The organism is Hydrogenophaga sp. (assembly GCF_965657535.1).
Classification (GTDB): domain Bacteria; phylum Pseudomonadota; class Gammaproteobacteria; order Burkholderiales; family Burkholderiaceae_C; genus Hydrogenophaga.
In genome coordinates, this window is sequence record NZ_CBFHOP010000008.1 from 131,228 (window position 1) to 155,754 (window position 24,527).

The following is a 24,527-nucleotide window of genomic DNA, read 5'->3' on the forward strand; positions in this document are numbered from 1 at the left end:
CGCTCAAAGTGGGCGCTTGTCCCTTGAAACGCGGGCATGCACGTCGTGCGCGTGGATGGATTCGAAGTTGGTCACATCCACCGCATAGGCGTCAATCCGGGCATCTCGCTCCAACGCCAGCGCCACATCGCGCACCAGGTCTTCGACAAACTTGGGCTGGGCATAGGCGCGCTCGGTCACCCACTTCTCGTCGGTGCGTTTGAGCAAGCCCCAAAGCTCGCAGGAAGCGTTGTCCTCTGCAAAACGCACCAGCTCGGTCCACGCCATGGGCGCATTGAGCAGCACCTCCAGCCGGATGTGCGAGCGCTGGTTGTGGGCGCCATCGTCGCTGACCTCTTTAGAGCAGGGACACAGGGACTTGACCGGTACGGTTGCGATCATGCGCACGTCGCAGGACACCCCACCGTTGTGGGCCACCGACCAGCCGCCGTCGTATTCCATCAGGCTTTGCAAGCCAGACACCGGGGCAGATTTGCGAATGAAAAAGGGAAAGCTCACGTCAATACCACCGGTGGTGGTTTCCAGCAATGCCAGCAGCTCGGGCATGGCCGTGTGCAGGCGCTCGAAGGTGACGGGCGACACATCGCCATCCACTGGTTGGGTGAATCCGTCCAGCCAGGCCAGCAGGCGCGACATGTGTGCGCCCTTTTGCTCGGCGCGCAAGCCCACATGCACATGCCAGGTGCCCACGCTGTGCTGCACGCGATCAGCCACCTGCAGGGCGATGGGGTAGCGCAGGTTTTTCACGCCCACCTGCGCGATCGGCACGGCGCGCGGGTCGTGCCGACCTTGCACGTCGGGCATGGCCACAGCCGCAGCAACGTTGAGTGACTCCATCACGCCACCACTTTCAAGCCACCATCTGCGTGCAGCAGATCACCAAAACGCTGACGCACCGAGCGCTCTATGCCGGCGGCGTCCAGGCCAACCATGGCCAGCAGCTTGGCTGGGTCGCCATGCTCAATGAATTCATCCGGCAAACCCAGCTGCAGCACCGGCAGGTTCAGGCATTCAGCCTGCAAGGCTTCCAGCACGGCGCTGCCGGCTCCCCCCTGAATGCACCCCTCTTCCACGGTCACCAAGGCCTGGTGGCTTTGGGCCAGTTCGCGCAGCAGGTCCACGTCAATCGGCTTGGCCCAGCGCATATTGGCCACGCTGGCGCCGAGCTTGTCGGCAGCGGCCAGCGCGGGGTGCAACAGCGTGCCAAACGCCAAGATGGCCACGCCGTGGCCCTTGCGCGTCCACTCGCCACGGCCGTAAGGCAGGCCTTCGAGGCCAGCAGGCTGCGCCGCGCCTGCACCGGCACCGCGCGGGTACCGAACGGCCACGGGGTGGTTTTGTTCAAACGCGGTGCTGAGCAACTGCCGACATTCGGCCTCGTCAGCGGGGCAAGCCACCGCCAGGTTGGGAATGCAGCGCAAATAGGCGATGTCGTAGGCACCGGCATGGGTGGCACCGTCGGCGCCCACCAGCCCCGCGCGATCCAGTGCAAACACCACGGGCAGGTTTTGCAGTGCCACGTCGTGAATCAGCTGGTCGTAGCCGCGCTGCAAGAAGGTGGAGTAGATGGCCACCACCGGCTTCAAGCCTTCGCAGGCCAGACCGGCGGCAAAGGTCACGGCGTGCTGCTCTGCAATGCCGACGTCGAAGTAACGCGCCGGGAAGCGGCGCTCGAATTCGACCATGCCGGAGCCTTCGCGCATGGCCGGCGTGATGCCGACCAGCCGGGGGTCGGCAGCGGCCATGTCGCACAACCACTGGCCAAACACCTGGGTAAAGGTGGTTTTCGGCGGCGTGGCGGGCTTGGTGAGACCGACCGCCGGGTCGAACTTGCCCGGGCCGTGGTAGGCCACCGGGTCGGCTTCGGCCAGCTTGTAACCCTGGCCTTTTTTGGTGACCACATGCAAAAACTGCGGACCGCTGTCGGTGTCGAGCAGCTGGCGGATGTTTTCCAGCGTGGGAATGAGCGAGTCGAGGTCGTGCCCGTCGATGGGGCCGATGTAGTTAAAACCAAACTTCTCGAACAGCGTGGCCGGCACCACCATGCCCTTGGCGTGCTCTTCCAGGCGCTTGGCCAATTCAAACAGCGGCGGCGCGTTTTTCAGCACCTGCTTACCCACATTTTTGGCAGCGGCGTAAAACTGGCCGCTCATGAGCTGGGCCAGGTAGCGGTTGAGCGCGCCCACCGGCGGCGAGATCGACATATCGTTGTCGTTGAGCACCACCAACAGGCGGCCTTCAGCCACGCCGGCGTTGTTCAGGGCTTCAAAAGCCATACCGGCGGTCATGGCACCGTCGCCGATGATGGCCACGGCGTTGCGGTTTTCGCCCTTGATCTTGGCCGCCAGCGCCATGCCCAGCGCGGCGGAAATGCTGGTGGACGAGTGCGCCGTGCCGAAGGTGTCGTATTCGCTTTCCTCGCGGCGCGGGAAGCCGCTGATGCCACCTTGCTGGCGCAGGCTGTGCATGCTGTCGCGCCGACCGGTCAGTATCTTGTGCGGGTAGGTCTGGTGGCCCACGTCCCAGACCAGGCGGTCTTCGGGCGTGTTGAACACATAGTGCAGCGCCACAGTGAGCTCGACGGTACCGAGGTTGGAACTCAGGTGCCCTCCGGTGCGGGCCACGCTGTCAAGCAAAAAGGCCCGCAATTCATCGGCCAGAGGATGCAGTTGGGTACGCGACAGACGCCGCAGGTCGGCAGGCGACTGGATGTGGGACAGCAATGAACTCATGAGATGGATCGCGTCGTTCGCTCAAAAAGGACTCAAGGGGCGAGGGATGGGCTCAGTGGGCACGCCGCCCCACCCAGTCGGTCAAAGCGTGCAGGTTGTCCAGCTGGGTCAGTCCGGACTGGTGCAAAGCGCCGTGTGCCTGGTCAAGCAAGCGGTCGGCATACGCCTTGGCCTCTTCAAGGCCCAGCAGGGAAACAAAAGTGGGTTTGTCGCAAGCGGCGTCTTTGCCTGCGGTCTTGCCCAGGGTAGCGGAATCGGCGGTCACATCCAGAATGTCGTCAACGACCTGGAACGCAAGCCCCAAACTTGACCCGTATTGGGTGAGTTGCGCCAACACGGCAGCACCGACGCGGCCCGTGGCAGCGCCCATGAGCACGCTGGCCTGCAGCAACGCCCCCGTTTTTTGGCGGTGCATGGCTTCCAGCGCTGCCTGGTCCAGCGCTTGCCCCACGCTGGCCAAGTCCACTGCCTGCCCGCCGGCCATGCCCGTCGCACCGGCAGAGCGCGCCAGCAAGCGGCACAGCGTGGCTGCCATGTCAGGCGCCATGCTGCCGTCTTCGGGTGTCAGCAGTTCAAACGCCAGCGCCTGCAGCGCGTCGCCCGCGAGCAGGGCTTGTGCTTCTCCAAAGCGAACGTGTACCGTCGGTTTTCCTCGACGCAAGACGTCGTTGTCCATGCATGGCATGTCGTCGTGAACCAGTGAGTAGGCATGGATCAACTCCACCGCACAGGCAGCGCGCATGGCAGCGTCACGTGAGCCACCCACGGCGGCACTGCTGGCCAGCGCCAACAAAGGGCGCAGACGCTTGCCCCCGTCCAGCACTGCGTAGCGCATGGCCTCACCCAGACCAGCGGGCGCGTCGGCCGGCACCCACAAAGACAGGGCGCGCTCGACGTCGGCCTGCTGCGAATCGCGCCAGGCCAGAAAAGTCGGGTTCTTGGCTCGTGCGTTGCTCATGCCGCATCCCAGGGCTTGAGCTCGCCGCTTTCGAGCACTTTGATCTGGTTTTCCACCGCCTCAAGCCGTGCACGGCAATACGCCAGCAACTCGGCGCCACGCTGGTAGCGGGAGAGCAACTGGTCCAGCGGCAACTGTCCTGCGTCCAGCTGGGCCACGAGTTGCTCCAGCTCTTCCAGAGCGGCCTCGTAGCTGGTGGCGACCACGCTGGCTGCGCTGGCACGGGCTGGCGTTTTGGTGGGTTTGGATGGGGTGGGTGTGGTCATGGGGCAGCAAGAAAACGAACCGTCTCGTGGCCGGGACGGGCCGCAGCCAGCGCCCGGCCAGCCCGACCGTGAACCGAAGATTTTAGCCCTGCGCGTCGGTGCAGCCGCGCGCAGGGAAAACCGGCTGCGAACACAGCGGGGCCAAGCACCAGGCCAGCGGACGCCCCGGGGTACAATCCGCGCTCTTTTTTTCATCACTGACGGACACGCCGTGTCCGGAGGGACGCACCACTCCACCCATCCCGCGCGAATTCGATTTTCGACCAGCGCTTACCCTGCCCCTTCATAGGGGGAGTCTCTAGGTCAAGACCACGATGTCTGATTTAAGTCTTCAATTACAGCAGGCCAGAAGCCAACTTCCGGTTTCCAGCTATTTCAACCAGACGCTCTTTGAGCGCGAACTGGAAACCCTCTTCCAGCGCGGGCCCCGGTATGTAGGGCACCAACTCGCTGTACCCAACGTGGGCGACTACCACGCACTGCCACAGGAAGCAGGAGGGCGCGCCCTGGTGCGCACCGAAAAGGGCGTGGAACTGGTGTCCAACGTGTGCCGCCACCGCCAGGCGGTGATGCTCAAAGGCCGGGGCAACCTGAACACCACCCAGCCAGGCAGCGCAGGTGGCAACATCGTGTGCCCCTTGCACCGCTGGACCTACAGCGGCGGCCAGGGCAACGGGCCCGCCGGTAGCCTGCTGGGCGCTCCGCACTTTGCGGAAGACCCCTGCCTAAACCTGAACAACTACCCATTGCGCGAATGGAACGGCTTGCTGTTCGAAGACAACGGCCGTGACATTGCCGCCGACCTGGCCCACATGGGCCCGCGCTCAGCCCTGAACTTTGAAGGTATGGTGCTCGACCATGTGGAACTGCACACCTGCCACTACAACTGGAAAACCTTCATTGAGGTTTATCTGGAGGACTACCACGTGGGGCCGTTCCACCCGGGCTTGGGCAACTTCGTCACCTGCGAAGACCTGCGTTGGGAATTCAAGCCCGAGTACTCGGTACAAACCGTGGGCGCAGCCAACCTGCTGGGCAAGGCGGGAAGCTCGGTTTACCAGCGCTGGCAGCAGCAGCTGATGCAATACCGCCAGGGAGAGATGCCCGCACACGGTGCCATCTGGCTCACCTACTACCCGCACATCATGGTGGAGTGGTACCCGCATGTGCTGACGGTGTCGACCCTCTTTCCCATCAGCGTGGACAAAACGTTGAACATGGTGGAGTTCTACTACCCCGAAGAAATTGCCTGCTTCGAGCGAGAGTTTGTGGAAGCCCAGCGCGCGGCCTACATGGAAACCTGCACAGAAGACGACGAAATTGCCGAACGCATGGACGCTGGCCGAAAGGCACTGCAAGCCCGTGGCGACAATGAAGTGGGACCCTACCAGAGCCCGATGGAAGACGGCATGCAGCACTTTCATGAGTGGTACCGCCGCCAGATGAGCGGTACGGCTCTGGACTGAGCGAGGCCCGGGTATCCCCAAAAGGACGCTCAACCGCACAGGCGCCTGAACCATGCAAGCGCTTTGGATGCTGCTCGCATCGCTGTTTTTCGCCACCATGGGCGTGTGCATCAAATTCGCGTCCGAGCATTTCAACAGCTTCGAAATAGTTTGCTACCGGGGTATGGTGGGCGTGGTCTTTCTGCTCGGGATGACCCGCATCCGGGGCGTTTCGTTGCGCACCACCGTTCCCATGATGCATTTCTGGCGCAGTGTGGTGGGCGTGACCGCACTCACGTCCTGGTTCTACGCCATTGCAGCCCTGCCGCTGGCAACGGCCGTCACGCTGAACTACATGAGCAGCGTCTGGATTGCCGCCTTCTTGCTGGGCGGCGCGCTGCTGGTGCAGGGCCGCAACGCACCCATCAAACAGCAAGGCCCCTTGTTCCTGGCGGTGCTGGCCGGTTTTGGCGGGGTGGCCATGATGCTGAGGCCCACGCTTAACGAAGACCAGTTTGTGGGCGCGTTTGTGGGCTTGCTCTCGGGCATTTTTTCGGCCTTTGCCTATCTGCAGGTAGCGGCACTGTCGCGCGCGGGCGAGCCCGAAAGCCGCACCGTGTTTTATTTCTCCATCGGTGCGGTGCTGGCCGGGGCGATGGGCATGGTGTTTGTGGGTGCGAGCGAATGGCGATGGCCCAGCGCGCTGTGGCTGCTGCCCATTGGTTTGCTGGCAGTGTTTGGCCAGCTGTGCATGACCCGCGCCTATGCCAGCGGTGCCACGCTGGTGGTGGCCAATCTGCAGTATTCGGGCATTGTGTTTGCAGGCATTTACAGCCTGACCCTTTTTGGCGACCAGTTGCCCCTGATCGGCTGGCTCGGTATGGGCCTGATCATTGTGAGCGGTGTCGCTGCCACCGCGCTGCGTGCCAGAGCGGTGCCACATGCGCCTGCCGAAGACCACTGAAACGAGCTGCATGCACCTGAATCGTCGCACGCCCACCCGCTGAACGCGGTGCTTTCGGAGTCTCGCCAAGGGCAGGCGGCTGCCGCACAATGTGCGGATGCACACCACCCTGATCTCCGCCCCCGAACTGAAACAGATGCTGGACAGCGCCTTGCCCGTGCAGGTGTACGACTGCAGCGCCGACCTGATGAATCCCGCCGCAGGCCGGGCGCAATACCAAGCCGAACACATACCCGACGCCCTTTTCACCGGTCTGGACGAGCACCTGAGCGACAAAACCAGCCCCGACCGCGCCAGCGGCGGGCGCCACCCCCTGCCCTCGCGCGAACGCTTCGCGACTTGGCTGGGCAGCACCGGCCTGCTCTCACCCAGCACACAAGTGGTGGTGTACGACCGGCAAAATGCCAACTACTGCGGCCGCCTGTGGTGGATGCTTAAGTGGTGTGGCCACGAGGCCGTGGCCGTCCTCGATGGCGGCTGGGCCGCCTGGTTGGCGGCGGGCGGCCCAGCCGAAAGCGGCCCAGGCCCGGCGCCAACGAACGGCGCTCCTGCGTACCCACTGAGCCCTGCACGGGCATCCACAGCCAGCACCCACGGCATCGTCCAGCGGCTTGGAAGCCCTGGCCTGACCTTGATCGATGCGCGGGCGGCAGCCCGGTTTCGGGGCGAAGTGGAGCCGCTGGACCCGGTAGCGGGCCACATTCCGGGCGCGCTGAACCGGCCCTTCACCGACAACATCGGACCAGACGGCCGCTTCAAACCCGCCGCTGCGCTGCGGACCGAGTTTGAACAGCTGCTGGCGGGCCACGACCCCGCCAGCGTGGTGCACCACTGCGGCAGCGGCGTGAGCGCCATCCCCAACCTGCTGGCCATGGAAGTGGCCGGCCTGGGGCGCACCGCGCTGTACCCTGGCAGCTGGAGCGAATGGTGCAACACCAAAGGTGCACCGTGTGCTCGGGTTTAAGTTCAAAACAGCACACGCCGATATGCACGCATAGCAACGCGCTTTTTTCGCAGTCCGCCCCTAGAGCGCCATGGTTCTGCACACCTCCGATGCGTTCCCCACGTGACCCCTACACCGCCAACATCTTCTGCTGACCACGGGTCCAGTTCGCTCAAGACGACGTTGCAGTCGGTCTCGCTGCTGATCGGTGTCGCGTCCAGCCTGTTGACGCCCCTGGTGCATTGGAGCACCACCAACCCGCTGGAAACATGGGCAACGGCCCTGGTGGCTTTGCTGGGGTGGTTTTCGTTCGCACTGGTGCGCTCGGGCCGCATTCGCTTCATTCCCCACTTGCTGGTATTCGGCGTGCTCACGGCGTCCATTCTGGCCGTGCTGGCGCACGGCTCGGTGCGCACGGCGGGCGGCTTCTTGTTTGTAGCGGCGGTGGCAGGCGCTGGCATCTTGTTGGGCCGCAACGCCTTCATAGCATCGGTCGCTTTCAGCGTGGCGTCGCTGGCGGCATTGACCTATGCAGAGCACAGCGGCTGGCTGCACACGCCCAACTTTGACGTCGGCTTCAAGGTGTGGTTCACCCACTCTGCCACGCTCACCGTGGTGGCCATCCTGGTCTATTACAGCCGCATGCGGGCACAGCAAGCCGCCACCCAGCAGCTGGAGGAGTACAAGCGGCGCAAGCGCACCGAGCAAGAGCGGGACCGCAACCTGGAGCGTTTCGCCCGCATCTTCCACAATTCACCCAGCCCCATGCTGGCCCAGTCGGCCCACAGCGGTGTGGTGCTCGACGTCAACCCCGCGTTTGAGCGCTGCTACGGCTACACCAAAGAGCAGCTGCTGGGGCGCGTGGAGAGCTTTCTGTGGGCCGTGCCGGCCGAGCGCGAAGCCTATGCAGGGCGCCTGTTTGAGCAGCGCCGGGTCAGCCAGTACCCGGCGCTCGCGCAACGCGCCGACGGCAGCACCTTTCAAACGGTGATCTCCAGCGAACTGAGCGAGGACCGCGAAGACAAACTGATCATCACCACCGTGACCGATGTCAGCGTCGAAAACGACGCGCTGTTGAAGCTGCAGCGCTCGGAAGCGCGTTTTGCCAAAGCCTTCAATTTCAGTCCGCTGAACATGACGATCACCCGGCTGGAAGACGGCGCCTTTATCGAAGTGAACCATGCACGCGACCGCGTGCAGGGGCTGGAGCCCGAAGAGCTCAAAGGGAAAACCTCCACAGAAGTCGGCTCGTGGCTCACGCCACAAGACCGCGCCCATTTCGTGGCCCAACTGCAGCGCGACGAGCGCATTCTGGGTCTGGAAACCCGCATGCGCCACAAAGACGGCTCGCTGATCGACGCCCGGCTGTGGGCCGAACTCATTGAGATCGACGGTGAGCCCTGCATCCTGTCGTGCACCGTTGACATACGCGAGGAGAAACGGCGCGAGGCGCTGCTGCTGGACATGGCCAAAGGCATGACCGGCCAGACTGGGGAGGCATTTTTTGCAGCCTTGACCCAGCACATGGCGCAGTCGCTCGGCGCTGACATGGTGGTCATGGGCGAGCAGATCCCCAACGATCGGGTGCGCACCCTGTCGGTCTGGTCTGGTGGCAGCCATGGCCGCAATTTCACCTTTTCGCTGGCCGGCGCACCCTGCGGCAAAACCCTGGAACAAACCGGGCTGTGCGTCCACACCGACAACGTGGCCCAGCAGTACCCGCAAAGCCCAGCACTGGCCCAAGGCGGCTTCACGGCGTACGTGGGGCAGTCGCTGCGCGACGACAAAGGTGAACCCATAGGGGTTTTAAACGCCCTCTGGAAGCGCCCCATTGCGCTTACACCCGAGCTGCGCGCCCTGATGTCCATCTTTGCCAGCCGGGCCAACGCCGAACTGCTGCGCCTGCAACGCGACCGCGAAATTCAGCGACTGAACGAAACGCTGGAGCAAAGGGTGCGCGAGCGCACCGCCGACCTGCAAAAGCTCAATGCCGAACTCGATTCATTCGCCTATTCGGTGTCACACGACCTGAAGTCGCCCCTGCGCACCATCGACGGCTTTACCCGCCTGCTGGACGAGCAGCTGGGCGAGCGCCTGAGCATCGAAGAACGGGGCATGATGCACCGCGTGCTGGCTTCCACCCACCGCATGTCGGTGCTGATCGCCGACCTGCTGGCGCTGGCCCGCGTCAGCCAGGGCGCACTGGCGCTGCAGCACGTGGACTTGAGCACCATGGCCCACGAGATACTGGACCAGGCGCTTGAGAAGCAGCCAGAACGCCAGGTGGAGCGCCGCATAAACCCCGGTCTCAGCGCCCACTGCGACGATCGGCTAGCCCGTATTGCACTGGAAAATTTGCTGGGCAACGCGCTGAAATACAGCCGCAACCAGCCCTTGGCGGTGATTGAGATGGGGCAGACAGACGCCATGCCCAGCAAGCCGGCACAGCTGTTCGTTCGCGACAACGGTGTGGGTTTTGACATGGCCTACGCCGACAAACTCTTCAAACCCTTTCAGCGCCTGCACCTCACCAGCGAGTTTGAGGGCACAGGCATCGGGCTGGCGACGGTGCGGCGCATCATCGAACGCCACGGCGGACAAATACAGGGCAAAGGCGCCACCGGTTTGGGTGCCATGTTTTGCTTCAGTTTTGGCCCGGAAACGGCTTGAACCGAGAAACGGCACTCAGACCTGCAGCACCCTCACCCATCCGTTGGACTTGCTCTTGGGCAACTTCGCTCCGTACCCACAGGCATCTCCAGCGGAAAACGCGCGGTCAACTGCCGTGTTCAGGTTGAACGCAGCAAGCCAGCGCGGCGCGTTCAGTGGGCGTGTGCGAAGCGGCTGACCACCGTGACCAGCCCAATGCCCGCCAGCAGCCAGGCCACCTGGGCCGCTGTCTCGCGCAGCCCCAGCCGCTTTTGCAGTTGCGGAATCAGGTCGGCCAGCGCCACATAGACAAAACTGCTGGACGCCGCCACCAGGAAAAAGGGCAGGAAGGCATCCAGCCTCGACAGCAGGAAATAGCCCACCAACCCACCAATGGCGGTGACGGTGCCGGCCAGCGAAACCTTGACCAGTGCCGCACGCGATGTGCCAGAGGTGTGCCGCAGCACCACCAGGTCCCCCATGTGGTGAGGCACCTCGTGCGCCAGCACCGCCAGCGAGGCCACCACGCCCAGCTTCATGTCGGCCATGAAGGCTGAGGCAATCAAGATGCCGTCGCCGAAAGCATGCACGCTGTCGCCCGCCAGCACCGCCCAGCCGCCCGAGCGCGGACCGTGGTGATGGTGGTGGTGACCCCCTGCGTGGGCTGCAGCGCTGGTGTGGCTGTGGTGGGCATGGCCCTTCCCGTGCGCGTGGTCATGGGCAAGCTGTGGCTCGGGTACCGCTTCGTGGTGGTGCTCGTGCCCGTGGTGCCACAGCTCGGCTTTGTCGAGCAAAAAGAAAAACACCAGGCCCGCCAGCAGCATGGAAAACAGCTCGTGCGCGCTGGCCTGGCTCTCAAACGCTTCTGGCAACAGGTGCATGAAAGCGGTGGCCATGAGCGCGCCCGCCGCCAGGCTCAGCATGTGCTGCGTGTAGCGTGCCAGCATGGCAAAGCCCAGCAACGCGGCCAGCCACACACTGCCCACACCCGCCAGGATGGTGCCCACCAGAATCGCTAACAAAGTCATGTTGTTCTGCTCAATTCACCAGAAAATCGCCCCGCCCGGGGCAACTGCCGCCACAAAAAAGGCCGCTGAACAGCGGCCCTTGTTGCAAGTACAGCAAGAATACTATGCCACGCCGTGCTGCTTGAACCACGCCATGGCGCGCTTCCAGCCGTCTTCGGCCGCTTCCTTGCGGAAACTCGGCCGGTAGTCGGCGTGAAAGGCGTGCGGCGCCTCGGGGTACACCACAAACGTGGAGGCCTTGGCCGCAGCGTTGCCCGCCGACAATGCGCTTTTCATCTTATCAACTGTGTCGAGCGGAATGCCCGTGTCGGCACCGCCGTACAAACCCAGCACCGGCCCATGCAGGCCAGCCGCCACGTTCACCGGGTGCTTGGGGTTGAGCGCACTCGTCTCTCCCACCAGCCGGCCGTACCATGCCACACCGGCTTTCACCGCCGGGTTGTGCGCGGCGTACAGCCAGGTCTGGCGCCCGCCCCAGCAAAAACCCGTCACGCCGATTTTGCTGGCATCGCCGCCGTTGGCCGCAGCCCACTTGACGGTCGCGTCCAGGTCGGCCATCACCTGTGCGTCGGGCACCTTGGCAATCACCTCGGCAATCAGCTTGGCCATTTCGCCATAGCTTTGCGCGTCGCCCTGGCGCACAAACAGCTCGGGCGCAATAGCCAGGTAGCCGGCCTGCGCAAAGCGCCGCGCGGTGTCGGCAATGTATTCGTGCACACCAAAAATTTCGGACAACACCAACACCACCGGCAGGCCGGTTTTGCCTGCGGGCGCGGCCCGGTAGGCCGGCATGGCGTAGCCGTTCACGTCGATCATCACCTCGCCCGCCGTGAGACCCGTGGCTGGCGTGTTGATGGCCGTCTGCGCCATGATGGGCAGAGCCGCTGCGGCGTAACCCACACCCAGCGCAGCTTTCAGGGCGGTGCGGCGGGTGGTGCCCGCTTCGGTCGATCGACCGGGCAGCAGCGCGCCAAGGTCTTGGGTCTGGGATGGATTGAGCATGGGTGGTCTCCTGGTGGTTGACGTGAAATAACTTTCATGCTGCGGGGGCCAAGCACCTGCATGCATGAAAGTGAGGGCAGTGCAAATGATTCCGCATGATTGGGAAAGTTCGCAAAACGGTGCACCAAGCCCCTTGCCAAGCGCAGGTTTCCAAGCCCCAAAAACCGCGCAACCGGCTCTGCCGTGCCGCTGGTGTGGCCCTCTGGATGGGGGTAAAGCCGCAGGCGGCGCAGGCGTGGGTCACCTTCAATGTGCCTGGTCCCAGTTGGCCCCCACGCCCACCTCGGCCAGCAAGGGCACCTTGAGCTGGGCCACCCCGGCCATGAGGCGGGGGATTTCGGTCTTGAGCCAGTCCACCTCGGCCTCGGGCACCTCGAACACCAGTTCGTCGTGCACCTGCATGATCATTTTGGTACCGCGGCCCTGCGCGTCCAGCGCCTTTTGCACCGCCACCATGGCGAGCTTGATGAGATCAGCCGCGGTGCCCTGCATGGGTGCGTTGATGGCCTGGCGTTCCAGCCCGGCGAGCCGGGCGCCCTTTTCGTTCTGGATGCCGGGCAGCACCAGCCGGCGGCCAAACACGGTTTCCACGTAGCCCTGCGCTTTGGCTTGGGCGCGGGTGTCGTCCATGTATTGCTTCACACCGGCAAAGCGGGCGAAGTAGCGGTCGATGTAGGTTTTGGCGGCTGCGTTTTCAATACCCAGCGACTTGGCCAGGCCAAAGGTGCCCATACCGTAGATGAGACCGAAGTTGATGGTCTTGGCGTAGCGGCGCTGCTCGGTGCTGACCTGGGCGGCATCCACGCCAAACACCTCGGCTGCGGTGGCGCGGTGCACGTCAATGCCTTCGTGAAAGGCTTTGAGCAAGGCCGCGTCGCCGCTGATATGGGCCATGATGCGCAGCTCGATCTGTGAGTAATCGGCGCTGGCAATCAGGCTGCCGGCAGGTGCCACAAAGGCTTCGCGCACTTTGCGGCCTTCGGGCGTGCGGATGGGAATGTTTTGCAGGTTGGGTTCGTTGCTGGACAAGCGCCCGGTGACCGCCACGGCCTGCGCGTAATGGGTGTGCACGCGCCCGGTGCGCGGGTGGGCCAGCTGGGCGAGCTTGTCGGTGTAGGTGCCCTTGAGCTTGGAAAGGCTTCGGTGCTCCAGGATCTTGGCGGGCAGCGGGTAGTCTTCGGCCAGTTTTTCCAGCACCTCTTCGTCGGTGCTGCGCGCGCCAGTGGCGGTTTTCTTGACAACGGGCAGACCGAGCTTGTCAAAGAAAATTTCGCCCAGCTGTTTGGGGCTGGCCAGGTTGAATGGCTGGCCGGCGATCTCAAAGGCTTCTTGCTCCAGCGCGTAGATGCGCGAGCCGAGCTCGTGACTCTGCTTGGCCAGCGTGGGCGCGTCGATCAGCACACCGTTGCGTTCGATCCGGTACAGCGCTTCGCTGCTGGCCATTTCCAGTTCGTAGATGAAGCGCAGCTTGTCATCGGCCTGCAGCTGCGGCCACAGCACGCGGTGCACGTCCAGGGTCTGGTCGCTGTCTTCGCACGAATACTCGGCGGCCTTGGGCACGTCGACCTGAGCAAACGGTATCTGGTGCGCGCCCTTGCCGCACAGGTCCTCATAGTTGATACCGCTGCGGCCGAGGTGCCGCTCGGCCAGACTGGCCAGGCCGTGGGGCTTGTGCACTTCGAGCACGTAGCTTTGCAGCATGGTGTCGTGCGCATAGCCTTGCACGTCAATGCCGTGGTTGGCAAACACATGGCGGTCGTATTTGATGTGCTGCCCGAGCTTGGGTTTGGCGGGGTTTTCAAGCCAAGGCTTCAGTTTGGTGAGCACTTCGTCGAACGGCAATTGTTCGGGCGCGTCGGGCCCGGCGTGGCGCAGCGGAATGTAGGCGGCTTCGCCGGGCTTCACGCTGAAGCTGATGCCGACGATCTCGGCGCGCATTTCGTCGAGGGACGTGGTTTCGGTGTCCACCGCCACCAGCTCGGCAGCTTCTACACGGGCCAGCCAGGTGTTGAACGCATCCCAGGTAAGGATCGTGTCGTAGGCGAGGTGGTTTGCGGTCGGTTCAATGACCGCCTCATGGCCTGGGTTGGCAGGCTCTGAGAACAGATCGTTGCTGGGCACAGCCGCCGCACCCGCCCGCCGCCCAGAGGAACCCGAGGGGAAAGACGCCGCACCGCCAATGGCCTGCGCCAACCCTTTGAAACCATAGGTTTCGTAAAAGGTCTTGAGGGGCGTGGTCTGCGGCTCGCCCATGCGGATGGCATCGAGCGACGGCAGGTCGGGCACCCAGCCGTTCAGGTCGCAGTCGGTCTTGATGGTGAGCAGCTGGCGCCCAGTGGGCAGCCAGTCCAGCGCCTTGCGCAGGTTTTCGCCCACTGCCCCCTTAATCTGGTCGGCTTGGGCCATCAGGGCATCCACCGAACCGTATTCCTGCAGCAGTTTCACGGCGGTCTTGGGCCCGACCTTGTGCACGCCGGGCACGTTGTCCACCTGGTCGCCCACGAGCATCTGGTAGTCCAGCATCAGCCTGGCGGGCACGCCGAATTCGGCCTCCACGCCGGCCAGATCGCGTTTCTTGCCGCTCATGGTGTCGATGATGGAAATGTGCTCGTTCACCAGCTGCGCAAGGTCTTTGTCGCCGCTGGAAATGATGACCTCCATGCCCTGGCTCGCTGCGGCCACGGCCAGCGTGCCGATCACGTCGTCGGCCTCCACGCCCGGCACGTCCAGCACCGGCCAGCCCATCAGCCGCACCACCTCGTGAATGGGCGCGATTTGCGAGCGCAAGTCGTCCGGCATCGGGCTGCGCTGGGCCTTGTACTCGGGGTAAATGGCGTCGCGAAAAGTGGGGCCTTTCGCATCAAACACGCAGGCACCGTAGGCCGAGGGAAAGTCCTTCAGCAGCTTCTGCATCATGTTGATCATGATGCGGATGGCGCCGGTCTTGTAGACCGTGCCGTCAGGCAAGGTGGTGCTCATGGACTCACCGCCGGCAAAAAACGCGCGGTAGAGGTAACTGGAGCCGTCCACCAGCAGCAAAGTGGGGGGGCGTGCGGCGGCGGGCGCTGCGTTGGGCGGGGTTGGGGTCGTGGGTGCTTCTGACATGGCGCCATTGTGGAGGAGTTTGGGGCAGCCCCTGCCGCGCCCGCGTTCACCCTGGTTGCCTACAATCGGACATGCACTCCACTTTGCGTCTGTTGACCTTGCCCACCCTATGTCTGGCCGTTAGCGCCGCGGCCCAGACACCTGCCCCAGCGCCCGATGCGCCTGCGCCGCTGCCCCTGACGCCGCGCGTGGAGCGCATCACCCACGAAGACGCGCTGTCGCGCATCGACGAGCTGCGGGTGGGCGGGCAAACCCAGCGCATCGACGTGCAACCCAAAAACGGCGCACCCGCCTACCAGATACAACCCGGCCAGGGGCAGCCCGCCGGCCTGGACAGCGCCACACAACCCACCGGTAGCGCCGGGCGCAGCAGCTGGCGCATCCTGAGTTTCTGAACTTTTTTGCTTTCACATGGCCGTTTACACCGAAGTCCCGTTTGACGAAGCCGCCGCCCTGCTGCGCACCCTGAACCTGGGCGAACTCACCCAGCTGCAGGGCATCAAGGGCGGTATTGAAAACACCAACTATTTCGTCACCAGCGAACGCGACGGCGTGGTGCTGGAACACGTGCTCACCCTGTTTGAGCGCCTGGGCTTTGAGCAGCTGCCGTTTTACCTGCACCTCATGAAACACCTAGCAGGCCAAGGCATTGCCGTGCCCGACCCGGCGGCCACGGCGAAGGGCGAAATATTGCACCGCGTGCAGGGCAAGCCCGCCGCGGTGGTGAACAAGCTGCGCGGCAAAAGCGAGTTGCGGCCCGCCGCGAGCCATTGCCACGCCGTGGGCGCCATGCTGGCCCGCATGCACCTGGCCGGGCGCGATTTCGCCATGAGCCAGCCCAATCTGCGCGGCTTGCCCTGGTGGAACGAAACCGTGCCGGTGGTGATGCCTTTTCTAAGCCCGGCCCAAGCCGAGCTGATCCGCTCGGAGCTGGCTTTTCAAAACCATGTGGCGGCCAGCCCGGCCTATGCTGCCCTGCCGCGCGGCCCCATTCACGCCGACCTGTTTCGCGACAACGTGATGTTTGACGGCGACGAACTCACCGGCTTTTTTGACTTTTACTTTGCCGGCTGCGACAGCTATTTGTTCGACATTGCCGTGTGCCTGAACGACTGGTGCGTGACACACAGCACCGACGACAACGACGGCGCCCAAGACACCGAGCGTGCCCAGGCTTTCCTGGCCGCCTACCAGGCGGTGCGCCCGCTCAGCGCTGCCGAGCGCAGCCTGCTGGGCGCCATGCTGCGCGCCGGCGCGCTGCGCTTCTGGGTCTCGCGCCTGTGGGACCTGCACCTGCCCCGCGAAGCCGCCATGCTGCAAGCGCACGATCCGGCGCATTTTGAACGCGTGCTGCGCCACCGCGTGCGCCACGCCCAGTCCCTCTCCTCTGACCTGCTGGATGCGCCCTGCCTGGCGCATTGAACCAGCTACAACCTGCGTCTCCCCTCATGAAACTTCAAGTCGTCCCCGCAAGCACCGGCCTGTCCTGGGTCAAGCTGGGGGTGAAAACCTTTTTTCGCCAGCCGCTGGCCATGTCTGGCCTGTTCTTCATGTTCATGGCGGTGGTGTCGGTGCTGTCGGTGGTGCCGTTCATTGGCACGGCAATTTCACTCGCGCTGGTGCCCGCTGCCACGGTGGGCCTGATGGCCGCCAGCCGCGAAGCCGTGGCGGGGCGTTTCCCCATGCCGGTGCTGCTGCTCACCGCCTTTCGCTCGGGCATGGACCGCGCCCGCCCCATGCTCATCCTGGGCGGCCTGTACGCCGGTGCGCTGCTGCTGGTGCTGGGTATTGCGGCATTGCTGGGCCCCGCCGGCGGCACACCGGTGCCGGTAACCGATGGTGAGGTGACCCCCGAAGCCATGCGCACCGCCTTTGTAAGCCAGGGCATGTGGGTGGCCATGCTGGCCTATGTGCCGGTGCTCATGGCCTTCTGGCATGCGCCCGCGCTGGTGCACTGGCACGGCGTGAGCCCCGGTAAAAGCCTGTTTTTCAGCGTCATGGCCTGCTGGCGCAACAAAGGCGCCATGCTGGTCTACACCTTTGGCTGGGTGGGCGTTTTCATCTTGATGGGGCTGGCCGTGAGCCTGCTGGGCGCCATGCTGGGTGGGGCGAGCGCGCTGAATCTCATCATGTACCCCATGGTCTTGTTCATGGCGTCCATGTTCCACACCTCCATCTACTTCACCTTTCGCGACAGCTTCGACACCGGCGAGCCATCCGAGCCGGTCGAACCCATGGCCTGAAGGCCTATCCGCCGCACCTGCTTGATTTCATTCCCAGGAGACCGCGCATGACACCACACACCCTTCAAGGCCGCAGCGAAGCAGAAGTCACGTGGTTTCAGCGCCGCGACACCCTCAAGGCCGCTGCAGCCTGGGTGGCCATGGGAGGCATGCCCGTGGCAATGGCACAGCAGCGCAGCAACGTGGTGGAGTTGGTGGGCGACGTGCTGCTGAACGGCCAACGCCTGCGGCCACAGCAAACCATACAGACCGGCGACGAAATTTTGACCGGGCCCGCCTCGCGCCTGGTGTTTGTGATCGGCAACGCGGCCTTTCATGTGCGGCAAAACTCGCGCCTCTCGGTCGAGCGCGGCACCACGCTCAACGCGGTGAGCCTGCTGCGCCTGCTCACGGGTGCGGTGGTCAGCGTGTTCGGGCGCGGCGCCAACCGCGCCATCGTCACGCCCACGCTCACTGCGGGCATACGCGGCACAGGGGTGTACACCGAAGTTATGCCCAACCAGCGCAGTTACTTCTGCAACTGCTACGGCACCGTGGACATGGCAGCCCAAGCCGACCGAGCGCTGTCGGTTTCCAGCTACCACCAGTCGTTCTGGGGCGAGGTAGAACCCAAAGACGGCCGCTTTCTGACGCCTGCTGGCGCCATCAACCACACCGACGAGGAACTCGAATTTCTTGCCCGCCTGATCGGTCAGCGCACCGCCTGGCAAATTGCCGGCAAACTCGGCGTGAAAGACGGCAAGGGCTACATGGACGACAAGCCCGGGCAGATGCACCCGGCGATGGTTTTGCCGGTGCGCTGAGCGCGCCAGGACGCGCGGTCATCCATTCTTCACAGGAGCTTCATCCGCGCGTCACACGTGCTGTCCAGACTGTGGGTTTTGTTCACAACCCAAGCAGGAGAGCTTCATGGCGCAAGGCATTCGAGACGACGACGGTGCATCCAATACATCCCACAACCCCAGCCTGACCGATCTGGTCGAGCAGGCCATCGCGCAGAACCCCAAGCGGCGCCTGCTGCTGAAGTCTGGTCTGGGCCTCGCCGCTATTCCGTTCCTCGGCGGACTGGCGGCGTGCGGTGGCGGAGATGAGGTGGTCACGCCGGCCCCAGTCGCCCCCGTGGTTCCCCCAGAACAAATGCTGTCCTTTGCAGGCGTGGATACATCATCGGGCGATGCCATCGTCGTTCCAGCAGGCTACGTAGCAACGGCATTTGTGCCATGGGGCACCCCCATCAACAACGCAGCGCCGAACTGGAAAGTCGATGCCACGGGCGGTGCAGCCGATCAAGAACAACAAGTGGGCGACAACCACGACGGTATGGCCTTCTTTGGCTTCAACTCGGGCGCCAACGGCTTTGGCGAGCGCAGCGACGAAGGGCTGCTGGTGATCAACCACGAGTACATCAACCCTGAGTACTTTTACGCCCCTGACAGCGACACCGCCGACTGGTTGGCGCCCTTCACCTACGAAAAAGCGCGCAAGGCCCTGGCTGGGCATGGCATCACCATCGTGCACACCAAGCGCGCCGCAGATGGCAGCTGGGAACACGTCAAGTCGTCGCTGTTCAACCGCCGTATTCACGGCAATACGCCCATTTCCATCCAAGGCCCGGCAGCCGGCCACGCTCTCATGCAAACGGCCGCTGACCCCAGCGGCACTGTAGCGCTGGGAACACTGAACAACTGCGGCAACGGCCGGACGCCATGGGGCACTTACCTGACTTGCGAAGAAAACTTCAACGGCTACTTTGGCTGGAATGGAGAACGCACACCGAACGCCCTGGAAAACCGTTATGGCATCTCGGCGTCGGGTTTTGGCTACCGCTGGCACACCGTGGACCCCCGTTTTGACGTCAATGTCACACCCAACGAACCCAACCGCCACGGCTGGATTGTTGAAATCGATCCGTTCGCCCCTGCCAGCCAAGCTGTCAAACGCACCGCTTTGGGCCGCTTCAAACACGAAAACGCAGAACTGGTGATTGCCCCGAACGGCAAGGCTGTGGTGTACATGGGCTGCGACGAGCGCAACGAATACATCTACAAGTTCGTCTCCACAGGCACCTTTGACGCAACCAACCCCACCAGCGCAGCCAATCGCAATCTGCTGGCCGACGGCACGCTGTACGTGGCGCGCTTTGACGCAGGTGCTACCGCAGGCGACAACATGGGCAGCGGCGTGTGGATTCCACTCGTCTATGGTCAAAACGGTCTGACCGACGCCAACGGCTTCTCCAGCCAGGGTGACGTGATGATCCGTGCTCGCCAAGCGGCCGACCGAGTGGGCGCCACCATGATGGACCGCCCGGAATGGGTTGCAGCCAATCCGAAGAAGGCGGGCGAGGTGTTCATCACGCTGACGAACAACAGCCGCCGGGGTGGAACGACCTCGAACAACGCCGACGGCAGCACCACGGCCGGCTCGGCACGCCCACCGGTGGACGAAGCCAACCCACGGGCCAACAACGTGTGGGGGCACATCGTGCGCTGGAACGAAGCCGGCGGCGACGGCACCGCACTGAGCTTCAATTGGGATATCTTTGTGTTGGCGGGACAGCCTTCAATCACCGACGCACGCAAGCCATCTGCCAACGCCACGCTGGACAACTTGTTCAACAGCCCCGACGGACTGGCCTTCGACAGCTTTGGTCGCATGTGGATTCAGACCGACGGAAACTTCAGCAATGCGGGCGATTTTGCGGGGAACGGCAACAACCAGATGCTGGTGGCCGATCCAGAAACCAAAGAAATTCGCCGGTTCTTGGTGGGCCCGTCAGGCTGCGAAATCACCGGCATCACTTGGACGCCCGACCGTAAAACCATGTTCATCAACGTGCAGCATCCAGGCGAAGTGGGCAGCCACCCCAACAAACCTGCGGCCTACATTGATGACAACTGGCTTGCAAGAAACCCCACAAGCTTCTCCCAGTGGCCCACCAGTGGCCAGCGTCCGCGCTCTGCCACCGTGGTGGTTCGCCGCACCGATGGTGGCGTGATCGGCACCTGACCTCACAACCCGAAGCAAAAACTCGGAAATACCAGCCTTCAACGGCTGGCTTCAAGCGGCCTTGGGGCCGCTTTTTTTCTGGGTTGAAGCCATGCATAAAGGGCGCATCACAGGCCTGCTCAGCGTGACATCGGGCGCTCTCGTACCTGCACCGCGATCACCTGGTTACAGCGCCAGATGAGCCCAACGGACGCCCCGCCGGCAGAAACCCAATCGCGTGATGGATAAGGCATAGGTACGCCCACAGGATCGGTAAAACCTTGTTGCTGCTCTGCAACATTGATAGCAAATACATCTTGTGTCACAGAGGTTTTACGCAGATTCGATGAAATACAACCACCTGCTTGCACGGGGCAGCGGGCGCAAGAAAACCCTCTTTCGACAAACCTATTTTTTGGAAAACCTCATGAAAAAATCCCTCATCGCTTTGTCCGTTCTGGCAGCTTCCGGTGCTGCACTGGCACAGTCGTCCGTCACGCTGTACGGTCGCATTGACACATCCGTGGGCAGCCTCAAAGACAGCGCCGCTGCAGCACCCAAAAACAAGGCGACGACCAGCATGTTTGCCGACGGCAAGGCCAACCTGACGGCCTCCCGCTGGGGTTTCCGCGGCTCCGAAGACCTCGGTGGCGGCCTCAAAGCAGGCTTCTTGCTGGAAAGCCGCTTCTTCCCCGACACGGGCGCTATTGATGGAGTGCAGTTCAAAGGTGCCTCCTTTGTCAGCCTCTCGGGTGGCTTCGGTGAAGTTCGCCTCGGTCGCAGCACCACCGTGTACGACGATGTCCGCGTGGTGTCCTACAGCTCGAACGTGTTCGACTCTGGCTTCACCCCGGCATCTAACGGTGTGTTTTCGTCCGGCGGTGACTACAACAGCAGATTCGACAACAAGATCACCTACCTGAGCCCAACCATGGGTGGTTTCTATGCCGGTATCGACTACGCCCTGGACGAAGACGCGGCGAATAAGGCTGACAAGATGGCGTTGAAAGCAGGTTATCGCGCAGGCCCGATGCACATCGCTCTGGGCTACCAGGACGAGAAGACGATTGCTGACTACACCGCCTTGTCCGGCTCCTACAACTTTGGCGTGGCGAGTGTCTCTGCCGGTTTCAACATGCGCGACAGCAAAACGAACACCGCCGAAGACACCGAGTACACCGTAGGCGTGAATGTGCCGTTTGGCGCCGTCGCATTGTCTGCCGGCTTCGCCAGCAGCAAGACCGAGGTGGGCAGCAGCACCACGGGCAAGGCTTCCGGCTTTGGTCTGGGCGCCACGTACACCCTGTCAAAACGCACCAAGGTCTACGCGGGCTACCGTTCGGTTGATGTGAAGAACGCTACGGGGACGAAGACGAAAGACGAAACCGTTTACGCCGCCGGCGTGCGCCACGACTTCTGATTTCTTGACAGGGTGTGCTCGGCGCGCCCCACTGCTCTCCAAGGTTGCGCGGAGGTTTTAAGCCGATCAAGGACCGCGTGACTTTTTTATGCCGTGACCGGCTCGCCGGTCACGGCTTTTTTGCGTTCGCAGCGGCGGCGCAAGGCAAAAACCTCAGTCGTCCACCGGCGTTAGTTTGGCCACGCTCAACGCCAGCCACTTCACCCCATGGCGCGAAAAATTCACCTGTGCGCGGGCGTCGGCGCCAGCGCCTTCAATGGCCACCACCTTGCCCTCGCCAAACTTGTTGTGGAACACTTTTTTGCCTGCTTTCAGGTGGGTGCCACGGTCGGGCTCGGGGGCGTTTTGGCCCAGGCCTTTGGGGTCGCCGCGCTCGGCAAACCCGGGCGACCATGACGGCTGCAACACGGGTGCCGCGCCAACGTTTCGCCGACCGTTTTGCCAGCTGCCCGTGCCGCCCGCTGCACCGCCGCCGCCACCCGCGCTCCAGGCCGGTTGCTGTGGCGTGAGCCACTTCAGGCACGCGGCCGGCAGCTCGTCAAAAAAGCGGCTTTTCAGGTTGTACCGGGTCTGGCCGTGCAGCATGCGCGTTTGCGAATGGCTGAGGTACAGGCGCTTGCGCGCACGGGTGATGGCCACATACATGAGGCGGCGCTCTTCTTCCAGGCCGTCGCGGTCGTTCATGGCGTTTTCGTGCGGGAACAGGCCCTCTTCCATGCCGGTGATGAACACGCAGTCAAATTCCAACCCTTTGGCGGCGTGCACCGTCATGAGCTGCACCGCGTCTTGCCCGGCCTGGGCCTGGTTGTCGCCCGACTCCAGCGCGGCGTGGGTGAGAAAAGCGGCCAGCGGGCTCATGGTTTCGCCGGTGTCGGCGTCGGGCGCCAGGGGCTCGTCCAGCATCGGAAGCGCAGCGTCCAGCCCTTGGCTGGCGGGGCTTTGCGTGAGCGGCTGGCCTTGGCCATCCACCGTGCGCGCCACCGCGTCGCGGCCAAAGCCTTCAATGCCCACAAAACTCTTCGCTGCGCTCACCAGTTCTTCCAGGTTTTCCACCCGGTCCTGCCCTTCGCGCTCGGCACGGTAGTGCTCCACCAGGCCACTGTGTTGCAGCACCAGTTCAATGATTTCGCTCAGCGTCATGCCCACGCTTTGTTCGCGCAACACATCAAGCTTGGCCACAAAGCCGCCAATGGCCACGCCGGCCCGGCCGGTAACCGCGCTCACGGCATCGTGCAGGGAGCAGCCCGAGGTGCGGGCCACGTCTTGCAGCTGCTCGATGCTGCGGGCCCCGATGCCACGCGGCGGAAAGTTGACGACGCGCATGAAGCTGGTGTCGTCGTTGGCGTTTTCCAGCAGGCGCAAATAGGCCAGCGCGTGCTTGATCTCGGCGCGTTCAAAAAAGCGCAGGCCGCCGTACACGCGGTACGGCATGCCGGCGTTGAACAGCGCGGTTTCCACCACGCGGCTTTGCGCGTTGCTGCGGTAGAGCACGGCCATTTCGGTTTTGGGCATGTCTTCGCGTGCGAGCTGCTTCATCTCGTCCACCATCCACTGCGCTTCGGCAAAGTCGCTGGTGGCTTCAAACACGCGCACCGGCTCGCCCGCACCGGCGTCGGTGCGCAGGTTTTTGCCCAGGCGGTGGCTGTTGTGGCTGATGAGCTCATTGGCCGAGTCCAGAATGTTGCTGGCGCTGCGGTAGTTTTGCTCCAGCTTGATCTGGTGGCGCACCCGGAACTCGCGCACGAAGTCCGTCATGTTGCCCACACGCGCGCCGCGAAAGGCGTAAATGCTCTGGTCGTCGTCGCCCACGGCAAACACGGCGTTGCCGGGGCCGCTCAGGCCTTCCACCGGTGGCGCGCTGAACATCTTGAGCCAGGCGTACTGCAGGCGGTTGGTGTCCTGGAACTCGTCCACCAGGATGTGGCGAAAGCGGCGCTGGTAATGCTCGCGCACCGGGTCGTTGTCGCGCAGCACCTCGTAGCTGCGCAGCATCAGCTCGCCAAAGTCCACCACGCCTTCGCGCTGGCACTGCTCTTCGTACAGCGCATACAGCTCCACTTTCTTGCGGGTTTCTTCGTCACGCGCCACCACGTCGGCGGGGCGCTGGCCATCTTCTTTGCAGCCGCTGATGAAATACTGGATCTGCTTGGGCGGAAAGCGTTCATCGTCCACGTTGAACTGCTTGCACAGCCGCTTCACGGCCGAGAGCTGGTCTTGCGTGTCCAGAATCTGAAACGTCTGCGGCAGGTTGGCCAGTTTGTAGTGCGCGCGCAAGAAGCGGTTGCACAGGCCGTGAAAGGTGCCGATCCACATGCCGCGCACATTGATGGGCAGCATGCTGCCCAGGCGGGTCATCATTTCCTTGGCGGCTTTGTTGGTGAAAGTCACCGCCAATATGCCGCCGGGCGTGACCTGCCCGGTCTGCAGCAGCCAAGCAATGCGCGTGGTAAGCACCCGGGTTTTGCCGGAGCCAGCGCCCGCCAAAATGAGCGCGTGCTCGGCGGGCAGCGTCACGGCGGCACCCTGCTCGGTGTTCAGGCCCGCAAGCAGCGGGGACGGAGAGACGGATTCTTCAAACAGCATGCGCTTGATTGTAGGAAGGCCCGCCTTCCCGCGCTGGGTATACGCAGATCAATATAAATCCCATACAAGCCAAGGGGGTCGCACGCGCTGTTGCTGCCCTTTGTATGCGCCTAGAATCAGCTACCGGGCCCAAGATTCTTGCGCCCGGTTTCTTTTTGGCCGGATAGGTTCCGGCCAAATGGCAGACCGGACTGCAGGCCA

The 24,527-nt window shown here is 63.4% G+C and carries 18 protein-coding genes; 10 read left to right on the forward strand and 8 right to left on the reverse strand.

The genetic code is table 11. The features are described 5' to 3' along the window. Positions 1-3 precede the first annotated feature (3 nt). Genes folE2 through xseB form a run of 4 tightly spaced genes read right to left on the reverse strand, consistent with a single transcriptional unit; the run spans position 4 to position 3,956 of the window. A complete protein-coding gene (gene folE2 / locus ACTG4K_RS14885; RefSeq protein ID WP_439114993.1) occupies positions 4-837 on the reverse strand; it encodes a GTP cyclohydrolase FolE2 in 834 nt (277 codons plus the stop codon). Then, positions 837-2,732: a 1-deoxy-D-xylulose-5-phosphate synthase gene (dxs, locus tag ACTG4K_RS14890; RefSeq protein ID WP_439114994.1), complete on the reverse strand. Its 1,896-nt coding sequence runs from the start codon at positions 2,730-2,732 to the stop codon at positions 837-839. The genes folE2 and dxs overlap by 1 nt, the downstream gene beginning before the upstream one ends. 52 nt (positions 2,733-2,784) lie before the next feature. Continuing rightward, complete coding sequence (locus tag ACTG4K_RS14895; protein ID WP_439114995.1) at positions 2,785-3,690, reverse strand: polyprenyl synthetase family protein; 906 nt, start codon at positions 3,688-3,690, stop codon at positions 2,785-2,787. Next, a complete protein-coding gene (gene xseB, locus ACTG4K_RS14900; RefSeq protein WP_439114996.1) occupies positions 3,687-3,956 on the reverse strand; it encodes an exodeoxyribonuclease VII small subunit in 270 nt (89 codons plus the stop codon). The genes ACTG4K_RS14895 and xseB overlap by 4 nt, the downstream gene beginning before the upstream one ends. A gap of 314 nt (positions 3,957-4,270) precedes the next feature. Between xseB and ACTG4K_RS14905 the strand changes: the two genes are divergently transcribed. The 4 genes from ACTG4K_RS14905 to ACTG4K_RS14920 all read left to right on the forward strand — a co-directional run bounded on the left by ACTG4K_RS14905 (position 4,271) and on the right by ACTG4K_RS14920 (position 9,978). After that, positions 4,271-5,422: an aromatic ring-hydroxylating oxygenase subunit alpha gene (locus ACTG4K_RS14905; protein WP_439114997.1), complete on the forward strand. Its 1,152-nt coding sequence runs from the start codon at positions 4,271-4,273 to the stop codon at positions 5,420-5,422. A 52-nt stretch (positions 5,423-5,474) separates the two neighbouring features. Continuing rightward, positions 5,475-6,365, forward strand: a complete 891-nt coding sequence (locus tag ACTG4K_RS14910; RefSeq protein WP_439114998.1) for a DMT family transporter — start codon at positions 5,475-5,477, stop codon at positions 6,363-6,365. Positions 6,366-6,462: 97 nt separating this feature from the next. Next, on the forward strand, positions 6,463-7,329 hold the full coding sequence (locus ACTG4K_RS14915; RefSeq protein WP_439114999.1) for a sulfurtransferase: 867 nt from the start codon (positions 6,463-6,465) through the stop codon (positions 7,327-7,329). A 102-nt stretch (positions 7,330-7,431) separates the two neighbouring features. Next, positions 7,432-9,978, forward strand: coding sequence for a PAS domain-containing sensor histidine kinase (locus ACTG4K_RS14920; RefSeq protein ID WP_439115000.1), 2,547 nt, complete (start codon positions 7,432-7,434; stop codon positions 9,976-9,978). 152 nt (positions 9,979-10,130) lie between these two features. Here ACTG4K_RS14920 and ACTG4K_RS14925 read toward each other — a convergent pair whose 3' ends face one another. From ACTG4K_RS14925 to polA, 3 genes are all read right to left on the reverse strand, one after another. After that, positions 10,131-10,985: a ZIP family metal transporter gene (locus tag ACTG4K_RS14925; RefSeq protein WP_439115001.1), complete on the reverse strand. Its 855-nt coding sequence runs from the start codon at positions 10,983-10,985 to the stop codon at positions 10,131-10,133. A 102-nt stretch (positions 10,986-11,087) separates the two neighbouring features. After that, a complete protein-coding gene (locus ACTG4K_RS14930; RefSeq protein WP_439115002.1) occupies positions 11,088-11,987 on the reverse strand; it encodes a dienelactone hydrolase family protein in 900 nt (299 codons plus the stop codon). A gap of 246 nt (positions 11,988-12,233) precedes the next feature. Then, positions 12,234-15,092 carry a DNA polymerase I gene (gene polA / locus ACTG4K_RS14935; protein ID WP_439115003.1) on the reverse strand — a complete coding sequence of 953 codons (2,859 nt, stop codon included), beginning with the start codon at positions 15,090-15,092 and terminating at the stop codon, positions 12,234-12,236. Between the two features lie 71 nt (positions 15,093-15,163). Here polA and ACTG4K_RS14940 point away from each other — a divergent pair, with 71 nt between their 5' ends. From ACTG4K_RS14940 to ACTG4K_RS14965, 6 genes are all read left to right on the forward strand, one after another. After that, positions 15,164-15,487, forward strand: coding sequence for a hypothetical protein (locus ACTG4K_RS14940; RefSeq protein WP_439115004.1), 324 nt, complete (start codon positions 15,164-15,166; stop codon positions 15,485-15,487). A gap of 16 nt (positions 15,488-15,503) precedes the next feature. Next, entirely contained in the window at positions 15,504-16,514 is a 1,011-nt protein-coding gene (locus ACTG4K_RS14945) for a homoserine kinase (RefSeq protein ID WP_439115005.1), read from the forward strand. 26 nt (positions 16,515-16,540) lie between these two features. Further along, positions 16,541-17,335 carry a BPSS1780 family membrane protein gene (locus ACTG4K_RS14950; RefSeq protein WP_439115006.1) on the forward strand — a complete coding sequence of 265 codons (795 nt, stop codon included), beginning with the start codon at positions 16,541-16,543 and terminating at the stop codon, positions 17,333-17,335. 47 nt (positions 17,336-17,382) lie between these two features. Beyond that, positions 17,383-18,138 carry an iron dicitrate transport regulator FecR gene (locus ACTG4K_RS14955; protein WP_439115007.1) on the forward strand — a complete coding sequence of 252 codons (756 nt, stop codon included), beginning with the start codon at positions 17,383-17,385 and terminating at the stop codon, positions 18,136-18,138. 106 nt (positions 18,139-18,244) lie between these two features. After that, positions 18,245-20,344: a PhoX family protein gene (locus tag ACTG4K_RS14960; RefSeq protein WP_439115008.1), complete on the forward strand. Its 2,100-nt coding sequence runs from the start codon at positions 18,245-18,247 to the stop codon at positions 20,342-20,344. Positions 20,345-20,750: 406 nt separating this feature from the next. Continuing rightward, positions 20,751-21,743 (forward strand): porin, encoded by a 993-nt coding sequence (locus ACTG4K_RS14965; RefSeq protein ID WP_439115009.1) that lies wholly within the window; start codon positions 20,751-20,753, stop codon positions 21,741-21,743. A gap of 153 nt (positions 21,744-21,896) precedes the next feature. On the opposite strand, the gene ACTG4K_RS14970 is transcribed toward ACTG4K_RS14965, so the two are convergent. After that, positions 21,897-24,326: a UvrD-helicase domain-containing protein gene (locus ACTG4K_RS14970; RefSeq protein WP_439115010.1), complete on the reverse strand. Its 2,430-nt coding sequence runs from the start codon at positions 24,324-24,326 to the stop codon at positions 21,897-21,899. Positions 24,327-24,527 lie beyond the last annotated feature (201 nt).